The sequence below is a fragment of the Kordia periserrulae genome, assembly GCF_003054265.1.
Lineage (GTDB): Bacteria > Bacteroidota > Bacteroidia > Flavobacteriales > Flavobacteriaceae > Kordia > Kordia periserrulae.
The window spans coordinates 340,960-356,036 of sequence record NZ_QBKT01000002.1; the positions used below are offsets into that span (position 1 = coordinate 340,960).

The 15,077-nt window shown below is 35.1% G+C and carries 19 protein-coding genes; 12 read left to right on the forward strand and 7 right to left on the reverse strand.

All coding sequences use genetic code 11. The features are described from left to right. Nucleotides 1–96: 96 nt before the first annotated feature. The 6 genes from C8N46_RS05585 to rlmH form a co-directional block, all read right to left on the reverse strand. A complete protein-coding gene (locus C8N46_RS05585) occupies nucleotides 97–639 on the reverse strand; it encodes a hypothetical protein (protein WP_108113890.1) in 543 nt (180 codons plus the stop codon). A gap of 73 nt (nucleotides 640–712) precedes the next feature. Continuing rightward, a complete protein-coding gene (locus tag C8N46_RS05590) occupies nucleotides 713–1,486 on the reverse strand; it encodes a carboxypeptidase-like regulatory domain-containing protein (protein ID WP_108113891.1) in 774 nt (257 codons plus the stop codon). A gap of 153 nt (nucleotides 1,487–1,639) precedes the next feature. Further along, nucleotides 1,640–3,439: a DEAD/DEAH box helicase gene (locus tag C8N46_RS05595; RefSeq protein ID WP_108113892.1), complete on the reverse strand. Its 1,800-nt coding sequence runs from the start codon at nucleotides 3,437–3,439 to the stop codon at nucleotides 1,640–1,642. Nucleotides 3,440–3,649: 210 nt separating this feature from the next. Next, the gene (locus tag C8N46_RS05600) at nucleotides 3,650–4,666 is read right to left on the reverse strand and encodes a hypothetical protein (RefSeq protein WP_108113893.1); all 1,017 of its coding nucleotides are present in this window, start codon (nucleotides 4,664–4,666) and stop codon (nucleotides 3,650–3,652) included. Between the two features lie 6 nt (nucleotides 4,667–4,672). Continuing rightward, nucleotides 4,673–5,251, reverse strand: a complete 579-nt coding sequence (locus C8N46_RS05605) for a non-canonical purine NTP diphosphatase (protein ID WP_108113894.1) — start codon at nucleotides 5,249–5,251, stop codon at nucleotides 4,673–4,675. An 11-nt stretch (nucleotides 5,252–5,262) separates the two neighbouring features. After that, nucleotides 5,263–5,736 carry a 23S rRNA (pseudouridine(1915)-N(3))-methyltransferase RlmH gene (gene rlmH / locus C8N46_RS05610; RefSeq protein ID WP_108113895.1) on the reverse strand — a complete coding sequence of 158 codons (474 nt, stop codon included), beginning with the start codon at nucleotides 5,734–5,736 and terminating at the stop codon, nucleotides 5,263–5,265. A 166-nt stretch (nucleotides 5,737–5,902) separates the two neighbouring features. On the opposite strand from rlmH, the gene C8N46_RS20360 reads away from it, so the two are divergent. The 8 genes from C8N46_RS20360 (at nucleotide 5,903) to priA (ending at nucleotide 12,519) form a co-directional block, all read left to right on the forward strand. Next, nucleotides 5,903–6,049 (forward strand): hypothetical protein, encoded by a 147-nt coding sequence (locus C8N46_RS20360; protein ID WP_158269084.1) that lies wholly within the window; start codon nucleotides 5,903–5,905, stop codon nucleotides 6,047–6,049. Nucleotides 6,050–6,227: 178 nt separating this feature from the next. Then, the gene (locus tag C8N46_RS20120; protein ID WP_146169742.1) at nucleotides 6,228–6,431 is read left to right on the forward strand and encodes a hypothetical protein; all 204 of its coding nucleotides are present in this window, start codon (nucleotides 6,228–6,230) and stop codon (nucleotides 6,429–6,431) included. Nucleotides 6,432–6,461: 30 nt separating this feature from the next. Next, nucleotides 6,462–6,671: a hypothetical protein gene (locus C8N46_RS05615; RefSeq protein ID WP_108113896.1), complete on the forward strand. Its 210-nt coding sequence runs from the start codon at nucleotides 6,462–6,464 to the stop codon at nucleotides 6,669–6,671. Nucleotides 6,672–6,797: 126 nt separating this feature from the next. Then, entirely contained in the window at nucleotides 6,798–7,658 is an 861-nt protein-coding gene (nadC, locus tag C8N46_RS05620; protein ID WP_108114129.1) for a carboxylating nicotinate-nucleotide diphosphorylase, read from the forward strand. Beyond that, a complete protein-coding gene (locus C8N46_RS05625; protein WP_108113897.1) occupies nucleotides 7,658–8,593 on the forward strand; it encodes a YihY/virulence factor BrkB family protein in 936 nt (311 codons plus the stop codon). The genes nadC and C8N46_RS05625 overlap by 1 nt, the downstream gene beginning before the upstream one ends. A gap of 68 nt (nucleotides 8,594–8,661) precedes the next feature. Then, nucleotides 8,662–9,231 carry a chalcone isomerase family protein gene (locus tag C8N46_RS05630; RefSeq protein WP_108113898.1) on the forward strand — a complete coding sequence of 190 codons (570 nt, stop codon included), beginning with the start codon at nucleotides 8,662–8,664 and terminating at the stop codon, nucleotides 9,229–9,231. A gap of 12 nt (nucleotides 9,232–9,243) precedes the next feature. Beyond that, a complete protein-coding gene (locus C8N46_RS05635) occupies nucleotides 9,244–9,672 on the forward strand; it encodes a DUF2147 domain-containing protein (RefSeq protein ID WP_108113899.1) in 429 nt (142 codons plus the stop codon). 393 nt (nucleotides 9,673–10,065) lie between these two features. After that, nucleotides 10,066–12,519: a replication restart helicase PriA gene (gene priA / locus C8N46_RS05640; protein WP_108113900.1), complete on the forward strand. Its 2,454-nt coding sequence runs from the start codon at nucleotides 10,066–10,068 to the stop codon at nucleotides 12,517–12,519. A 129-nt stretch (nucleotides 12,520–12,648) separates the two neighbouring features. Here the strand turns inward: priA and C8N46_RS05645 are convergent, their stop codons facing one another. Further along, the gene (locus C8N46_RS05645) at nucleotides 12,649–13,341 is read right to left on the reverse strand and encodes a LytR/AlgR family response regulator transcription factor (RefSeq protein ID WP_108114130.1); all 693 of its coding nucleotides are present in this window, start codon (nucleotides 13,339–13,341) and stop codon (nucleotides 12,649–12,651) included. Between the two features lie 177 nt (nucleotides 13,342–13,518). On the opposite strand from C8N46_RS05645, the gene rpsF reads away from it, so the two are divergent. From rpsF to C8N46_RS05665, 4 genes are all read left to right on the forward strand, one after another. Continuing rightward, entirely contained in the window at nucleotides 13,519–13,857 is a 339-nt protein-coding gene (gene rpsF, locus C8N46_RS05650) for a 30S ribosomal protein S6 (RefSeq protein ID WP_108113901.1), read from the forward strand. A 6-nt stretch (nucleotides 13,858–13,863) separates the two neighbouring features. After that, on the forward strand, nucleotides 13,864–14,160 hold the full coding sequence (gene rpsR / locus C8N46_RS05655) for a 30S ribosomal protein S18 (RefSeq protein WP_108113902.1): 297 nt from the start codon (nucleotides 13,864–13,866) through the stop codon (nucleotides 14,158–14,160). A 14-nt stretch (nucleotides 14,161–14,174) separates the two neighbouring features. Then, complete coding sequence (rplI, locus tag C8N46_RS05660; protein WP_108113903.1) at nucleotides 14,175–14,624, forward strand: 50S ribosomal protein L9; 450 nt, start codon at nucleotides 14,175–14,177, stop codon at nucleotides 14,622–14,624. Nucleotides 14,625–14,719: 95 nt separating this feature from the next. Next, nucleotides 14,720–15,001, forward strand: coding sequence for a carboxypeptidase-like regulatory domain-containing protein (locus tag C8N46_RS05665; protein ID WP_108113904.1), 282 nt, complete (start codon nucleotides 14,720–14,722; stop codon nucleotides 14,999–15,001). Nucleotides 15,002–15,077 lie beyond the last annotated feature (76 nt).

The following is a 15,077-nucleotide window of genomic DNA, read 5'->3' on the forward strand; positions in this document are numbered from 1 at the left end:
TTTTTCTCACTTCTTGTGAAAAAATTAAAAATTACGGCAGATTTTTATGTTTTTGTGAAAGGCGAATGACTTTTATGTAGAATAATTGCGGAATCGTTACGAACTTGCTTTTTCAATTTCATAAATCAATGTGTTCATATTTTGGCGATTGCGTCCCATGGAAACCATTGACATTTTTTTATTCAAAGAACAAATGCTATTTACAAACACTTTATTTCTATCCAACAAAATAGTGATCTGTTCGCCCCAACTTCCAGAAAGAAAGCCTGGACTTGTATTTGCTAAAATTACATTGTTTTTATTGTGGTAGATATTCCATTCTAAATCTGTGGCAACTTTTTCTATAATCTGATTGATTCTTTTATAATTTAATGTGGTTGTAACGGTTTTAAACTTTAGTCGATATGTTTGTAAAAAATATAATCCTATAGCTATCACAATCGGAATTAAAATAAAAAGTAAGAGACCTGTTTTTAGAGGTTTTATATCACTCATTATCAAATCTTTTATGTAAAGTATAATGATGATTAATGGTATGAAAAGCACAAAGCCAATAGGTTCAAAATGTTTCAATTTTTCACGTCTAGTAAGCTGTAATTGTCCTGTTAAAATTGATTTATGAATTTGTGATTTTGTCATCTATACTTTCTATGGTATAATGAGTAGGGTTCTATAAATTTTTATTACCGCGAAAAAACTTGTAGTGGTGTATTTACTTTTTTCGTTGTCTGCTCAAAACTTTATATTCTTCGTAGCAATCGTTAATTGCGTCCAATACTTGCAAATCGTTGGCATTGGTAATAAACGTTTTGGAATAGTTGCACAGCGAGAGAATTTCATCAACATCCACACGTTCAACTTGTAACAATTCGCGCAGCATTTGACGGTCAAATTTAGAAGCTAATAAGTCTCTAATTTTATCGTCTTCTTTCATTTGGCGCAGTTTGCGCATTTGTGTTGGTTTTTTACCGAAAAGATTCTGTAAGAAATCTGCAGGATTAAAAATAGCACCTAACACAGATGAAATAGCGCCTGGTGCTTTTTCGCCAGCTTCATATCCTGTGGAAAGTCCCGCAATACGATAGCGATAGTTTGGACGCAACGGTACATTTTTCGCATCAATTTCTAAATATCCTGTGAGTTGATACGGTGTTAACACCACTTTTTCCAGCGCATACGCCAATTCGGTCATTCTGATAGTAGAAGAGCCTTTGTATTTTAGCATGTCGTTCGTTACCCGAACTTTAATCGATTTGAATCCAAGGAAGGAAAAGAAAAGTGTGTCATCAGGATTGGCTTCTATTTCAAACTCTCCTTTATCATTGGTTATCACACCTTTTATTGTGGTTAAGTTTACTACATGCACCGCATTCATAGGTTTGTCGTCGGCGTCATTCACCACTTTTGCATACAGCGTTTGTCTTTCCTGTGCAGAAATAGTTGTGAGGGTTAAGAATAAAAGTAGCAACGTATATACCTTCTTCATGCATGCAATTTTTAGGAAATTAGTTTTGAAGTTATTTGCAGCTAGAAAAAAAGTGTAAATAACTTCACAGACTAATTGTCGTATAAAAGTACTAAACAAAACGATAAAAAGTGCGCCAAAGCACACTTTTTACTAAATATTAACAATTTATCGTTATTTTCTTCTCGATCTTCCTCTAAATCGTTCGCGTTCGTTTCCGCCACTTTCACTTCTGCGACGTCTTCCGCTGCTGTTTGAAGCAGTGTTTGTTTCGCTTCTACGACTTCTTCTTTTACGATCACCGCCGTTTCCGCCGTCTCTGCGTTTTCTTCCGCCATCTCTACGACGACGTCCGTCACCGCCACTACTACCAGAATTGGTAGATTCTTCTACATTGACAAATCGTCCATCTACTTTAAAATCGGTAAAATGGGCTAAAACTTTTTCTTTTTTGTCGTTATCGGTGTTGAAGAAAGAGAAACTTTCTTTTACATCTACTTTATATACATCTTCGCGACCTAGATTGAGAGTTTCTTTTAAGAAATCTTTCAATCGCATCCAGTCATATCCATCTTTTGAACCTACATTGATAAAGTAGCGAGTGCTATGTTCGTTACTACTACCGCGAGAGGAGTTGTCTTCGCTATTTCCTTTAGGCTGATTAAGGTCTCTCGTTTTACTATAATAATTGAAGAAACGGTTGAATTCTACCGAAACCATGCGTTTGATGAGTTCTTCTTTTGAAGTATCTTCAAAAATTTCCATGATGGCTGGTAAGTATTCTTCTATTTCGTCGTTTGCTTCAGTATTGTGAATTTTTTTGGCTAAGTGAAACAACTGTACTTGACAAATTTCGATTCCTGTAGGAATGGCTTTTTGCTCAAATTTCTTTTGAATTTTACGCTCAATCGATTTGATTTTGCGCATTTCACTTTTAGTTACAATCACCATTGAAACACCATTTTTTCCTGCTCTTCCTGTACGTCCGCTTCGGTGTGTATAGGTTTCTACTTCGTCTGGCAATTGGTAATTGATTACGTGTGTAATATCATCCACATCAATTCCACGCGCGGCAACATCGGTGGCAACTAACATTTGAATTTGACGCGTACGGAACGATTTCATCACCAAGTCACGTTGATTTTGACTTAAATCGCCATGCAAAGCACCAGCGCTGTAGCCATCTTCAATTAGTTTTTCAGCAACACTTTGTGTATCGCGTTTTGTTCTACAGAAAACTACTGAAAATATATCTGGATTTGCATCTGCCAAACGTTTTAATGCTAAATAACGGTCGCGTCCGCTTACCGCATAAAATTCATGTACTACCGAATCAGAACCAGAGTTACGAGAACCTACGGTAATTTCCACAGGATCAAACATAAATTCTTGTGCAATGATTGAAACTTCTTTTGGCATGGTTGCCGAAAATAGCCATGTGCTTTTGTCTTTAGGCGTATGCGATAGGATGGAAGTGATGTCTTCATAAAATCCCATGTTCAGCATTTCGTCGGCTTCATCGAGCACACAGTATTCGATTTTAGAAATATCCACCATACGACGGTTGATCATATCTTGCATACGTCCTGGCGTAGCGACTACAATTTGTGCGCCTTTTTTTACTTGTTTCGCTTGGTCGGTAATGCTGGCGCCACCATAAATGGCAACCACATTGACGTTATCGTATTTGGAGTAGCTTTTTAATTCGTTGGTAATTTGCAAGCACAATTCGCGCGTTGGCGATAAAATTAATCCTTGCGTGGTGCGACTTTCCGCATTTATTTTTTGAATAAGTGGAAAACCAAAAGCAGCTGTTTTTCCTGTCCCAGTTTGGGCAAGAGCTACCATATCGGTTTCTTTATCTAATAAAATTGGGATTGCTTTTTCTTGAACTTCGCTAGGCGTTTCAAAGCCCATGTCTTGAATAGCGCGCAAAAGCGATTCTTGAAGACCTAATTCTTCAAATTTTGTCATACTATATTTTTAAAAGGTTCGTACAGCTTCTTATTTCTGCTGTGTTGAGAAGTTACATGGAGCGTTACGACCTAATAAAATTAAAATACCCTGACGCTGTGGTAACTTCATCTCGCTCTGAGATTTCAAGGCGCAAAGGTAGTGTTTTATTTTGAATAAATAAGTTTTGTTGTATTTATTTGATTTTCAGTGAAATTTGTGTGCAGTTTTTTAGTTAGCAGGTTTCTTGTGTTTTTGTAGTGTCACTTTAACTTGCGGATAATCTACACCAAATGCTTTTTCGTTTTTAAAGGGGATTTTAAGCGTGTCTGCTTTGCCAAATGGAATCCAGATTTCGAGGTCGTCTAGAGATTTTAGGTTGTAAGTTTCCAATGGTTTATCATAATCTACTTTTTCTATCTTTTTTCTATCATTAATTTTTAATTGATAGTTTGCTCCAAATTCATAATTATGAATTTCGTCTGAAAGTGTTATATACTGTTTACTTTGGTGCTTATCTTGAATAACAACAGTAATATGATCATATACTTCATTTTTTAACACGCTAATTAAGTAGTGACCGTATTCAGTGTTAATTCGTTTGATTAAGTTATTAGAGTTAAATATAAACTTTCCTTTGAAATCAAATATTTGATATATGGGTAAACTTGTACAGCAACCAAAAATGGTAGTTAATAAATAACCTTCTTTTTCATAAATTCTAAGAGCATCAGTATAAAAGTTGAGTTCGTAAGCGGGATTTTTTAAATTTTCAGGACGGAAAAATTGCAAATTGTGTTTTGTTCCTGCTAATCCTGATACTTTATAGTCTTGGTATCTTTGTGTGAGTCTTTTTAAAACATACTTGAACGCTAATCCCGCAGTATTTTTAGAAACAATATTTTTTGTTTCAGCTACTTGAATATATTCATCGTGTCTTTCAACGTTAATATGTTTATTTTCAAAAGTAGCTTTTACATTATGAATACTATCAAATCTCTCGAAAGATGGTTTGTATCGCGTTGAGTCTTTTTCCGCACGAAAGATAGTATCATTTTTTAAAATTTTGAATTGATAAAGATCACCGTTTTTCTTCGGTAGTTTTACCCGCATCAAGGTGTCATCTCTTTTTTGTAGATATACGATTTCTTTTTTAATAACAGTATTCGTAACAGTTTCTGTGACTGTTTTTGTACATGAAATAATAAGAACACAGATAAATAACGATAAAAGTAACGGTTTGCTCAAGATTGATCAGATTTTAGTTTCCAAAAAATCTATCAATTTTTGTACCGCTTTTCCACGATGCCCCACGCGATTTTTTTCTTCTAAAGAAATTTGAGCGAAGGTTTCTGTAAATCCGTCAGCCATAAAAATAGGATCGTAGCCAAAACCTTGGTCGCCACGTTTTTCATGAATGATAGTTCCTTTGCAAATTCCTTCAAAAGTATATTGCTGTCCGTTTAAAATTAGTGCAACAACTGTTTTGAATTGTGCAGAACGGTCTTTTTTGTCAGCTAAATTTTCGAGCAATTTGTTCATATTATCATCTGCATTTCGCTGTGAGCCTGCATAACGCGCAGAAAATACGCCAGGTTCGCCGTTGAGCGCGTTGACTTCCAAGCCTGTATCGTCTGCAAAACAATCGTAACCGTATTTTTCTTTGACATATTGCGCTTTTTGAATTGCATTGCCTTCGATGGTTGGTTGTGTTTCGGGAATATTTTCTGTACAGCCAATATCTTTTAGACTTAACACCGTAATTGTTTCTGGCAACAGAGATTGTACTTCGTTGACTTTATGTTGATTGTTGGTAGCGAATACGAGTTTCATAATTTTTAGTTTTATCGATGATGATACGGTTCATTTCGTAAAATGGTAAAGGCTCTATACAATTGCTCTACCACAAACAAACGCACCATTTGATGCGAGAATGTCATTTTGGATAACGATACTTTTCCTTGCGCTTTTGTATACACTTCTTCTGAGAAACCATACGGTCCGCCAATAACAAATACTAAGGTTTTAATGCCTGAATTCATGCGTTTTTGGAGGTAATTTGAAAAATCTACCGATGAAAATTGCTTGCCGTTTTCGTCTAACAAAATCAACACGTCAGAAGGTGCTAATTTTTTTAAAATCAATTCACCTTCTTTATCTTTTTGTTGTGCTTCACTGAGATTTTTAGTGTTTTTAAGGTCGGGAATGATTTCCAAGTCAAACTTAATATAGTGTGATAATCGTTTTACATACTGGTCAATCAGTTGTTGCAACTGTTTGTCGTCCGTTCGTCCAATAGCGAGCAATTGTATATTCATACGGTAAAAATAGTAGAATTTTCAAAAATAGATAGCGTCCACACTTTTCCCACTAAGGAAATTATAAAAAAGTACATGAAAAGTGTAAGCGAACGAAGGTTTATCTATACCAAATTGAGTGTAATTGTACGTATCTTATAATTCTTAACCAAAAAATCATATATTCATGAAAAAAAAGCAATTACACTCGCTAAAATTAAACAAGAAAATAATTTCAGCAATTAACAAAAATAACCTAAAAGGTGGTGGACCTACGGTTGGAACTGATTGTGTATCGCATTGTCTTGGATGGGAATGTCCAGATCATAAATAAGTTAAATTCTCACTCATGTTTTTGGGTTTAAATTACTGAAAATAAATAAGTTGATTTGTTTTTTGTTTCTTGAAATCTTACTGTGATATTTTATAAAAAGTCACCAATTTCACTTTTAGTTACGTAAAAAGTGCACTACTTTGAGATTCAATTTAGTAACTAAAAAACTTTGAAAAAAATGAAAAAACAAAATCAGATCAAATTATCTCTAAGTAAAAACACAGTTTCAAATTTAGAAGCTACGGTTGTAAAAGGAGGAATTAGTGGAGGTGCCTGTCAACCAGCAGAACCATTACCAGATTCAATTGGATGTCCACCAAGATCAGTTCCTTATACAGCATGCCAAATTTCATTTGAATTGTCATGTATCTGTAGCAGATAATTGAATTATTAACTTTAAAAACCATACATCATGAAAAAAAAGAAGCAACTTGGAAAATTAAAATTATCCAAAAAAACAATTGGAAACTTGTCAGAATTGAATGGTGGTAGACCACCAGGAAGCTACAACTGTGTTCCTTACGACCCACAACCTTATACAATAGAAACGGTTTGTTGGACACAATCTAGAGACATTGCATCAGAATGTTGGTGCTCTTCTGACGATAGTTTCTTTTGCTAAAAAGTAAAAAAACAATATTTAAAAGCGTCATCAAACGAAGATGACGCTTTTTTTATTGTAAATAATATGTCGTTCGATTTTGATATGCAGTGGAATCTTTGCAATTTTGAATTAAATACAACAAACATGATTTCAGAAGCGCAATTTCAAAAAGAATTAGAATTGATTATCTCCAATGCCATTCGCGAAGATGTTGGTGATGGCGACCATAGTTCGCTAGCTTGCATTCCGCCAAATGCAGAGGGAAAAGCTAAACTATTGGTAAAAGATGAAGGCATTATTGCAGGTATTGAATTTGCGAAAATGGTGTTCGATTATGTGGATGCCGATATGAAAGTTGAAACACTGATTGAAGATGGAAGCGCTGTAAAATATGGTGATATTGCATTTTATGTCACAGGAAAATCACAATCCATTCTAAAAGCAGAACGCTTGGTATTGAACGCGATGCAACGCATGAGCGCTATTGCTACGAAAACGAATATGTTTGTAAAACTACTAGAAGGGACAGGAACCAAAATTCTCGATACACGAAAAACGACGCCTGGCATCCGAGCGTTGGAAAAATGGGCGGTAAAAATCGGAGGTGGTGTCAATCACCGTTTTGCGTTGTATGATATGATCATGCTGAAAGACAATCACATCGATTTTTGTGGTGGAATCACACAAGCAATCGCACAAACCAAGCAATATCTCAAAGAAAACGAATTGGATTTAAAAATCATCGTAGAAGCGCGTAATTTGGATGAAATTGCCGAAATTTTACAATCTGATGGTGTGTACAGAATACTGATTGATAATTTCAATTACGAAGACACGCGAAAAGCGGTGGAAATGATTGGCGACACATGCTTGACAGAATCGTCAGGCGGCATCAATGAAAATACCATTCGAGAATATGCACTTTGTGGCGTCGATTACATTTCTTCGGGCGCGTTGACGCATTCGGTGTACAATTTAGATTTAAGTCTAAAAGCAATTGACTAATGTCAAAAGACATCGAAGAGAAACTCGACAAAATTCCGCTCATCAACATTTTGGTGATGCTCCTCAAAAAAATAAAACTGCCAGGATTTGAGGGTTTATCGCTATACGATTTGCTCGAAATGTACATTGTAGGCATCATAAATGGAACGCTTACGGCGCGAGCCGGCGCGATTGCATTTAGTTTCTTTATGGCAATATTTCCGTCGCTATTGTTCTTTTTAAACTTACTACCGTATGTGCCTATTGAAAACTTTCAAGCGAATTTTATAGACACTATCACGTCATTTCTGCCCGATGAATCTGCAGCATTTTTAAATGAAATCATTGTCGATATCGTAAAAAACAAACGTGGCGGATTGCTCTCGTCAACTTTTTTTCTGTCCATATTCTTAATGGCAAACGGCGTTGCGGCTATCTTTTCAGGATTTGAAAACTCCTATTATATTCACCAAAAACGAAGTTTTTTCAAGCAATATCTATACGCGTTAAGTGTGGGTTTAATTTTGGCATTGTTGTTGATTTTTACCATTGCAATGTTAGGATATATAGAAATATACATACCGTATTTAAGTAATTTAGGAAGCGAAACTGCTGTAGAAAGTAGTGGTATCGGACTCACCATTATTCAATACCTACTCTTAGTTTGCATGATTTATATGGGAATAGCAATTTTATATTATTACGGAACCTTGCGAAGAAAAACTGCAAAATTTTTCTCCATCGGAGCGTTGTTAACAACCGTTTTAATCGTGCTCACCTCATATTTATTCGGTATTTATATCGCTAACTTTTCTCAATACAACGAACTCTATGGCTCCATTGGTGCCTTATTAATACTCATGTTATATATCTGGCTGAACGCGAATATTTTACTCTTAGGATTTGAGTTAAACGCTTCTATTGATATGTTACGAGCCAAAAATGAGTCTGCCTAATTTATTATGTTTGCATAATAAAAAATAGTATATTACGAACGAAAATTATAAAATAAACCCAATAGAAAATGAAAAAGACAATTTATGCGTTCATCGCTTTTTTAATCGTAGGAATTAGTGCAGTAAGTGCACAGCATGAAGTTGGATCGGCAACCTTGCCAAATTCCGTTACTTTTGATGGTCAGGAACTTATTTACAACGGAGCTGGTGTGCGTAAAAAAGCATGGTTTAAGCTCTATTCTGGCGGATTATACTTAAAGCAAAAATCGAGCAATGCGTATGATATTAGAACCGCTGACGAATCGATGGCGATTAAATTACACATCACTTCGGGAATGATTACCAGTAAAAAAATGATCAATGCGGTGGATGAAGGTTTTGAAAAAGCTACCAAAGGAAATACAGCGCCAATTGCTAATAAAATTGAAACATTTAAAGGATTCTTTAGCGACGAAATCAACGATGGTGATATTTTTGACATTGCATACATCAAAGATAAAGGTGTGATAGTGTACAAAAATGGAACTGAAAAAGGAGTGATTCCTGGTTTGGAATTCAAAAAAGCATTGTTCGGAATTTGGTTAGGAACAAAACCTGCGGATAAGAATTTGAAAAGTGGCATGTTAGGAAACGAATAAAAGTTGCATTTCATGAAATCAGCATACCTCACTATTTTTGGAATTTTTTTCTTTGTAAACTTGTGTACAGCACAATCTGTAGTCGGAAAATGGAAAACGATTGACGACGAAACAGGCGAATCGAAATCTATTGTGGAAATTTATCAGCAAAATGGTAAAATCTACGGAAAAGTAGTAGCTATTCTAAATCCTGAAAAGCGTGATGGTTTGTGCGAAAAGTGCAGTGGTGAACGAAAAAATAAGCCTGTGATGGGCATGCAAATCATCGACGGATTGACCAAAGACGGAAACGAATACGAAGATGGAAAAATTCTCGATCCCGAAAAGGGAAAAGAATACAAATGTAAAATTTGGCTCGATGATGACAATAAAAATAAACTCTATGTGCGTGGTTATATCGCGTTTTTTTACCGAACCCAAAATTGGTATCGCGTAGAATAACCATTCACCAAAAATATTTACAAAACCACTTCTGAAAAGAAGTGGTTTTTTTATACCATAAATTAGTGGTGATTACAACGTGTTACTACACATGTTGTCCAGCCTTGTTGGTCAGTTGGTTCGTTTCCACCTTTTAGTTTTTTTACTTCAAATGTTGAGATTGATCTCTTGTTTAATGCTAACGATGTGAAATTTCTTTTTTTCATGATTAAATATTTATGTTATCATCTTAATTTACGAAAAGAAATAAATTTTTGAGTATGGAAAAACCATAGAAAAAGTTAGTATATTCCAACGATTTTCATGTTTAAAAGCTTTCAAAAAGTAACTAAAAAAAGAAAAACTCTTTTCATTGAAATGTATTTTATCTGACCAAAATGCTACCTTTGAATAATGGCATATTTTATTGACGTCATATTGCCCATTCCGCTTCAACGCCTTTTTACATACAGCATTTCCGAAGCTGAAGCACAATTTCTACAACAAGGAATGCGTGTGGCGGTTCCGTTTGGAAAAAGCAAAGTGTACACGGCGTTGGTTCATAAAATTCATCAGCAAGCACCTGAAGTGTATGAAGCTAAGGAAATTCAACAAATTCTGGATGAAGAACCAATCGTTACCACAACACAATTGCAGCATTGGGAATGGATTACAGAGTATTATATGGCGAGTTTGGGTGAAGTATTTCGTTCGGCTGTACCAAGTGCTTTTTTGTTGGAAAGTGAAACTATTATTTCAAAATATGACAATAGTGATGTCGATGAAAGTCAACTCAAAGATGACGAGTTTTTAATTTATGAAGCTTTACAGCATCAATCCTTGTTGAAAATTCAGGAAATCAGTAACATTCTCCAAAAAAAGAACGTAGTACCTGTCTTGAAACGATTGTTGGATAAAAAAATCATTCAAGTGTATGAAGAAATCTACGAGCAGTACAAACCAAAATTGGTACGCTACGTGAAACTTCACACGAAATACTCCAACGAAGCACAACTTCATGACTTATTAGATTCACTACAACGAGCTAAAAAACAACGCGAAGTGATTCTCACGTTATTTTCAATTTCAGCAGCTACGAAAAGACCAATTAGTGTTGCAGAACTCGCAAAACAAAGCAATGCGAGTGCAGCCGTCATTAAAGCGCTGATTGATAAAGAGATTTTAGAAGAATACTATATTCAAAAAGACAGAATTGAGTACGATGGTGACGAAACAGAAGATTCCAAACAGCTCAATCCGTATCAAAAAGAAGCCTATCAAACCATACAAACCGCTTTTCAAACCAAAGATGTCTGTCTGTTGCACGGCGTTACTTCTTCAGGGAAAACGGAAGTCTACGTAAAACTAATTGAAGATATTTTAGGCAGCGGAAAGCAAGTATTATATCTGTTGCCAGAAATTGCACTGACAACGCAAATCATTACACGATTGCAGCAATATTTTGGTGAAAAAGTAGCGATTTATCATTCAAAATATTCGGTTCATGAACGTGTTGAGGTTTGGAACAACGTATTGCACAACAAACCCAAAGCACAGATTGTGTTGGGTGCGCGTTCGTCGTTGCTCTTGCCATTTTCAAATTTAGGGCTAATCATTGTGGATGAAGAGCACGAAACATCGTTCAAACAATTCGATCCTGCGCCACGTTATCACGCACGCGATGCTGCCATTGTGTTGGCTAAAATGCATCAAGCCAATACGCTTTTAGGTTCGGCAACACCAAGTATTGAAAGCTATTACAACGCAAAAACAGAAAAGTACGCTTTGGCAACGATAACAAGACGTCACGGGGATGTATTGATGCCAGATATGGAATTGGTCGATATCAAAGAAAAACATCGTAAAAAGCGTATGAAAGGGCATTTTTCCGATAGATTATTGGAAGAAATCAAAGAAACCTTAGAAAACGGCGAACAAGTCATACTTTTTCAAAATCGTCGTGGATATGCGCCAATTATTGAATGCAATACCTGTGGACATTCGCCACAATGTCCCAATTGTGATGTAAGTTTGACCTATCATCATTACAAAAATCAATTGCGTTGTCATTATTGCAGTCACCACATTGCGATGCAGCAGCAATGTTTGGCGTGTGGAAGTCATGAATTGGACACCAAAGGCTTTGGAACACAGCAAATAGAGCAAGAGTTAAACGAGTTGTTGCCCGATGTCAAAGTTGGACGAATGGATTTGGATACCACGCGCGGAAAATATGGCTATCAAAAAATCATTTCGTCGTTTGAACAGCAAGAAATTCAAATACTAGTAGGAACGCAAATGCTCACGAAAGGATTGGATTTTCGAAATGTGAATTTAGTTGGAATCATGAATGCCGATAGCATGCTAAATTTTCCAGATTTTAGAGCGCATGAACGTAGTTTTCAGCTCATTCAACAAGTTGCTGGTCGCGCCGGAAGAACCAAAAAACGGGGAAAAGTCATTGTGCAAACCTACAATCCGTATCATCAAATACTACAACAAGTTTCTGTGGGCGATTATGAAAATATGTGCAAAGATCAGCTCAATGAACGACGTCAATTTCACTATCCGCCATTCTATCGACTGATTAAAATTACGCTCAAGCACAAAGAATACAATCGCGTGAATGAAAGTTCGGCGTGGTTTGCGAAATCGTTGCGAAATAATTTTGGAGAAAACGTATTGGGACCAGAATTTCCGCCTATTGCTCGCATTCGGAATTTGTATTTGAAGAATATTTTATTGAAAATTCCAAAGCAGCAATCGTTGGCAAAAACCAAAGAAATCGTTACAAGAATCAAAACTAGTTTTCTATCTATTTCAGAGTATAGAAGCGTTCGTGTAATTATTGATGTGGATACTGTTTAGGTTTTGGGTGTTAGCTATTAGGTTTTGGTATTGAGAGTTAACTTTATTTCAATGAAAACAAAGGAAAATAATGTTTAAAAATAAAATAGACTGAGCTAAGTTAGAAAGTAGTCTGAGCTTAGTCGAAGACTAAATATTCGAAAGTGCTTCGGAGAGTTCTACTTTTTTGTTTCTACTAAGTGGAATTAATTGTCCGTCGATTTCAACGTTTTTGCTGTTAAAACGATCTACTTTGTCTAAATTTACGATGTAGGATTTGTGAATTCGTAAAAACTTTTCAGACGGCAACTGCTTTTCAAAGGCTTTCATGGTAGAAAGAACGACAATATTGCTTTCGTCGGTAACCAATTTTACATAATCACCTAACGCTTCAATCCATTTGATGCTGTTTAAAATAACTTTGCGTTTCTTTAAGTTACTTTTTACAAAAATATGTTCATCGTCTTCATTACTTTTTGTCGCATAATTCGATTTGTCTAATGCACGCGCAATAGCTTTGTCAAAACGCTCTTTTGTTAATGGTTTGTGTAAAAAGTCGGTAACATCGTAATTAAACGCTTTAAAAGCATATTCGGTTTTTCCAGTAACCATAATGACTTGCGGAGGATTCTTTAACGATTCCAACAAATCAAATCCGTTTAAAACTGGCATTTCAATATCGAGGAAGATTAAATCGACATTGTTGGTTTTCAAACCATTCTTTGCTTCAATAGCATTACTATACTCTGCAATTAAGTTTAAAGAAGGATGGTTCAATATCAACTTAGCAACAGCCATGCGTTGTATAGAAGAATCATCAACGATAATACAGTTAAGCTTCATAAGCAAAATAGCGATTTTATGTAATTTGGGTACATGCAATGTTAAAAAAAATAAATCAAAACCACAACAAAATAGCGGATTTATTAAGAAAAATACAGAAAAAAAAGAATGGTTTTTGTTTGTATTACAACAAATAAACAGTACATTTGCGCCCAATTTTAATTAAAAATAGTATTTATGAATCATTATGAAACTGTTTTCATTTTAAATCCCGTTTTATCTGAAACTCAGATAAAGGAAACAGTAGCGAAATTTGAAGATTTCATCGTTTCTAGAGGTGGCAAAATGATTTCAAAAGAAGATTGGGGACTAAAGAAATTAGCATACCCAATTCAGCACAAAAAGAGTGGTTTTTATCACTTATTTGAATTCCAAGCACCAGGAGAAGTAATCTCTCCGTATGAGTTAGAGTTTAGACGTGATGAGCGTATCATGCGTTACTTGACGGTTAAGTTAGACAAGCATGCAATTGCTTGGGCTGAGAAAAGAAGAAATAGAAAAACTGCTAAAGCTTAAGAAAGTATGTCTTCAATTGAACAACAAGCAAAAGGAAAGAAAGAAGGAGAAATCAGGTATTTAACTCCTTTGAACATAGAGACGCAAAAAAATAAGAAATATTGTCGTTTCAAGAAATCAGGTATCAAATATATCGATTATAAAGATGCAGATTTCTTATTAAAATTCGTAAACGAACAAGGGAAATTATTACCACGTCGTTTAACAGGAACTTCATTAAAGTATCAACGAAAAGTGTCTGTAGCTGTAAAAAGAGCGCGTCACTTAGCATTAATGCCATACGTTGGCGATATGTTAAAATAAAATAAAGACAGATTATGGAACTTATTTTAAGACAAGACGTTGAAAATTTAGGATTTAAAGATGATATCGTAACGGTAAAAAACGGATACGGAAGAAATTATTTAATTCCACAAGGATTTGCAACATTAGCAACAAGTTCAGCTAAGAAAATTTTAGCAGAGAACTTGAAACAAAAAGCATATAAAGAACAAAAACTAGTAGACGAAGCTAACGAAACAGCAAAAGCTTTGGCTGAACTAGACATTAAAATTACTGCAAAAACAGGAGCTGGAACAAAATTATTTGGTTCAGTAAACAACATTGACTTAGCAGAAGCACTTTCTAAAGAAGGTCACGCAATTGATAAGAAATATATCAAAGTGATTGGTGGAAACGTGAAAAGAACTGGTCAATACGAAGCAAAAGTACGTTTACACAGAGATGTAGTTGTAGATTTACAATTTGAAGTTATTGCAGAAGCATAAAATATAGCGCATAGCGTTTTATATAGAAAGTCACTCAGTTTTGAGTGACTTTTTTTATATTTATGGCAAACAACTAAGAACCAAAACTAAAATTAATGAATACTTCAGCGTTATATTGTAGTGTAACCGATACACTTGGAGAACCTTTACCTGGCGTTACTCTAATGCTTCAAAATAAATCAAAAAGCGATAGCATGCCTATTACGCATGTGACCAATGCTAAAGGAAAAAGTACGTTTGCAGATTTAATGCCAAGTGAATATGAAATAACAGTTTCTATGGTTGGTTTTCAAACCATAAAAAGAATTTTAACAATAAGTGTTAATCGAGACTTATATGAAAGTTTTGTAATGCAAACAGCTCCTGTAAGAGAATAATATTACTAGCAAAAATTAAACTCGTTCATTCGTTGCGTTTGAAAATATCCTTGTAAATTTGTACACTTTTTAAGAA

Bases quoted from the DNA above. Each gene is read 5' to 3' on its own strand.
- C8N46_RS05635 (WP_108113899.1), top strand. From the start codon at position 9,244: ATGAAATCAGCATACCTCACTATTTTTGGAATTTTTTTCTTTGTAAAC.
- C8N46_RS20120 (WP_146169742.1), top strand. From the start codon at position 6,228: ATGAAAAAACAAAATCAGATCAAATTATCTCTAAGTAAAAACACAGTT.
- C8N46_RS05595 (WP_108113892.1), bottom strand. From the start codon at position 3,439: ATGACAAAATTTGAAGAATTAGGTCTTCAAGAATCGCTTTTGCGCGCT.
- C8N46_RS20360 (WP_158269084.1), top strand. From the start codon at position 5,903: ATGAAAAAAAAGCAATTACACTCGCTAAAATTAAACAAGAAAATAATT.
- C8N46_RS05590 (WP_108113891.1), bottom strand. From the start codon at position 1,486: ATGAAGAAGGTATATACGTTGCTACTTTTATTCTTAACCCTCACAACT.
- C8N46_RS05605 (WP_108113894.1), bottom strand. From the start codon at position 5,251: ATGAAACTCGTATTCGCTACCAACAATCAACATAAAGTCAACGAAGTA.
- priA (WP_108113900.1), top strand. From the start codon at position 10,066: ATGGCATATTTTATTGACGTCATATTGCCCATTCCGCTTCAACGCCTT.
- rplI (WP_108113903.1), top strand. From the start codon at position 14,175: ATGGAACTTATTTTAAGACAAGACGTTGAAAATTTAGGATTTAAAGAT.
- C8N46_RS05615 (WP_108113896.1), top strand. From the start codon at position 6,462: ATGAAAAAAAAGAAGCAACTTGGAAAATTAAAATTATCCAAAAAAACA.
- C8N46_RS05645 (WP_108114130.1), bottom strand. From the start codon at position 13,341: ATGAAGCTTAACTGTATTATCGTTGATGATTCTTCTATACAACGCATG.
- rpsR (WP_108113902.1), top strand. From the start codon at position 13,864: ATGTCTTCAATTGAACAACAAGCAAAAGGAAAGAAAGAAGGAGAAATC.
- rlmH (WP_108113895.1), bottom strand. From the start codon at position 5,736: ATGAATATACAATTGCTCGCTATTGGACGAACGGACGACAAACAGTTG.
- C8N46_RS05630 (WP_108113898.1), top strand. From the start codon at position 8,662: ATGAAAAAGACAATTTATGCGTTCATCGCTTTTTTAATCGTAGGAATT.
- rpsF (WP_108113901.1), top strand. From the start codon at position 13,519: ATGAATCATTATGAAACTGTTTTCATTTTAAATCCCGTTTTATCTGAA.
- C8N46_RS05625 (WP_108113897.1), top strand. From the start codon at position 7,658: ATGTCAAAAGACATCGAAGAGAAACTCGACAAAATTCCGCTCATCAAC.
- nadC (WP_108114129.1), top strand. From the start codon at position 6,798: ATGATTTCAGAAGCGCAATTTCAAAAAGAATTAGAATTGATTATCTCC.
- C8N46_RS05585 (WP_108113890.1), bottom strand. From the start codon at position 639: ATGACAAAATCACAAATTCATAAATCAATTTTAACAGGACAATTACAG.
- C8N46_RS05665 (WP_108113904.1), top strand. From the start codon at position 14,720: ATGAATACTTCAGCGTTATATTGTAGTGTAACCGATACACTTGGAGAA.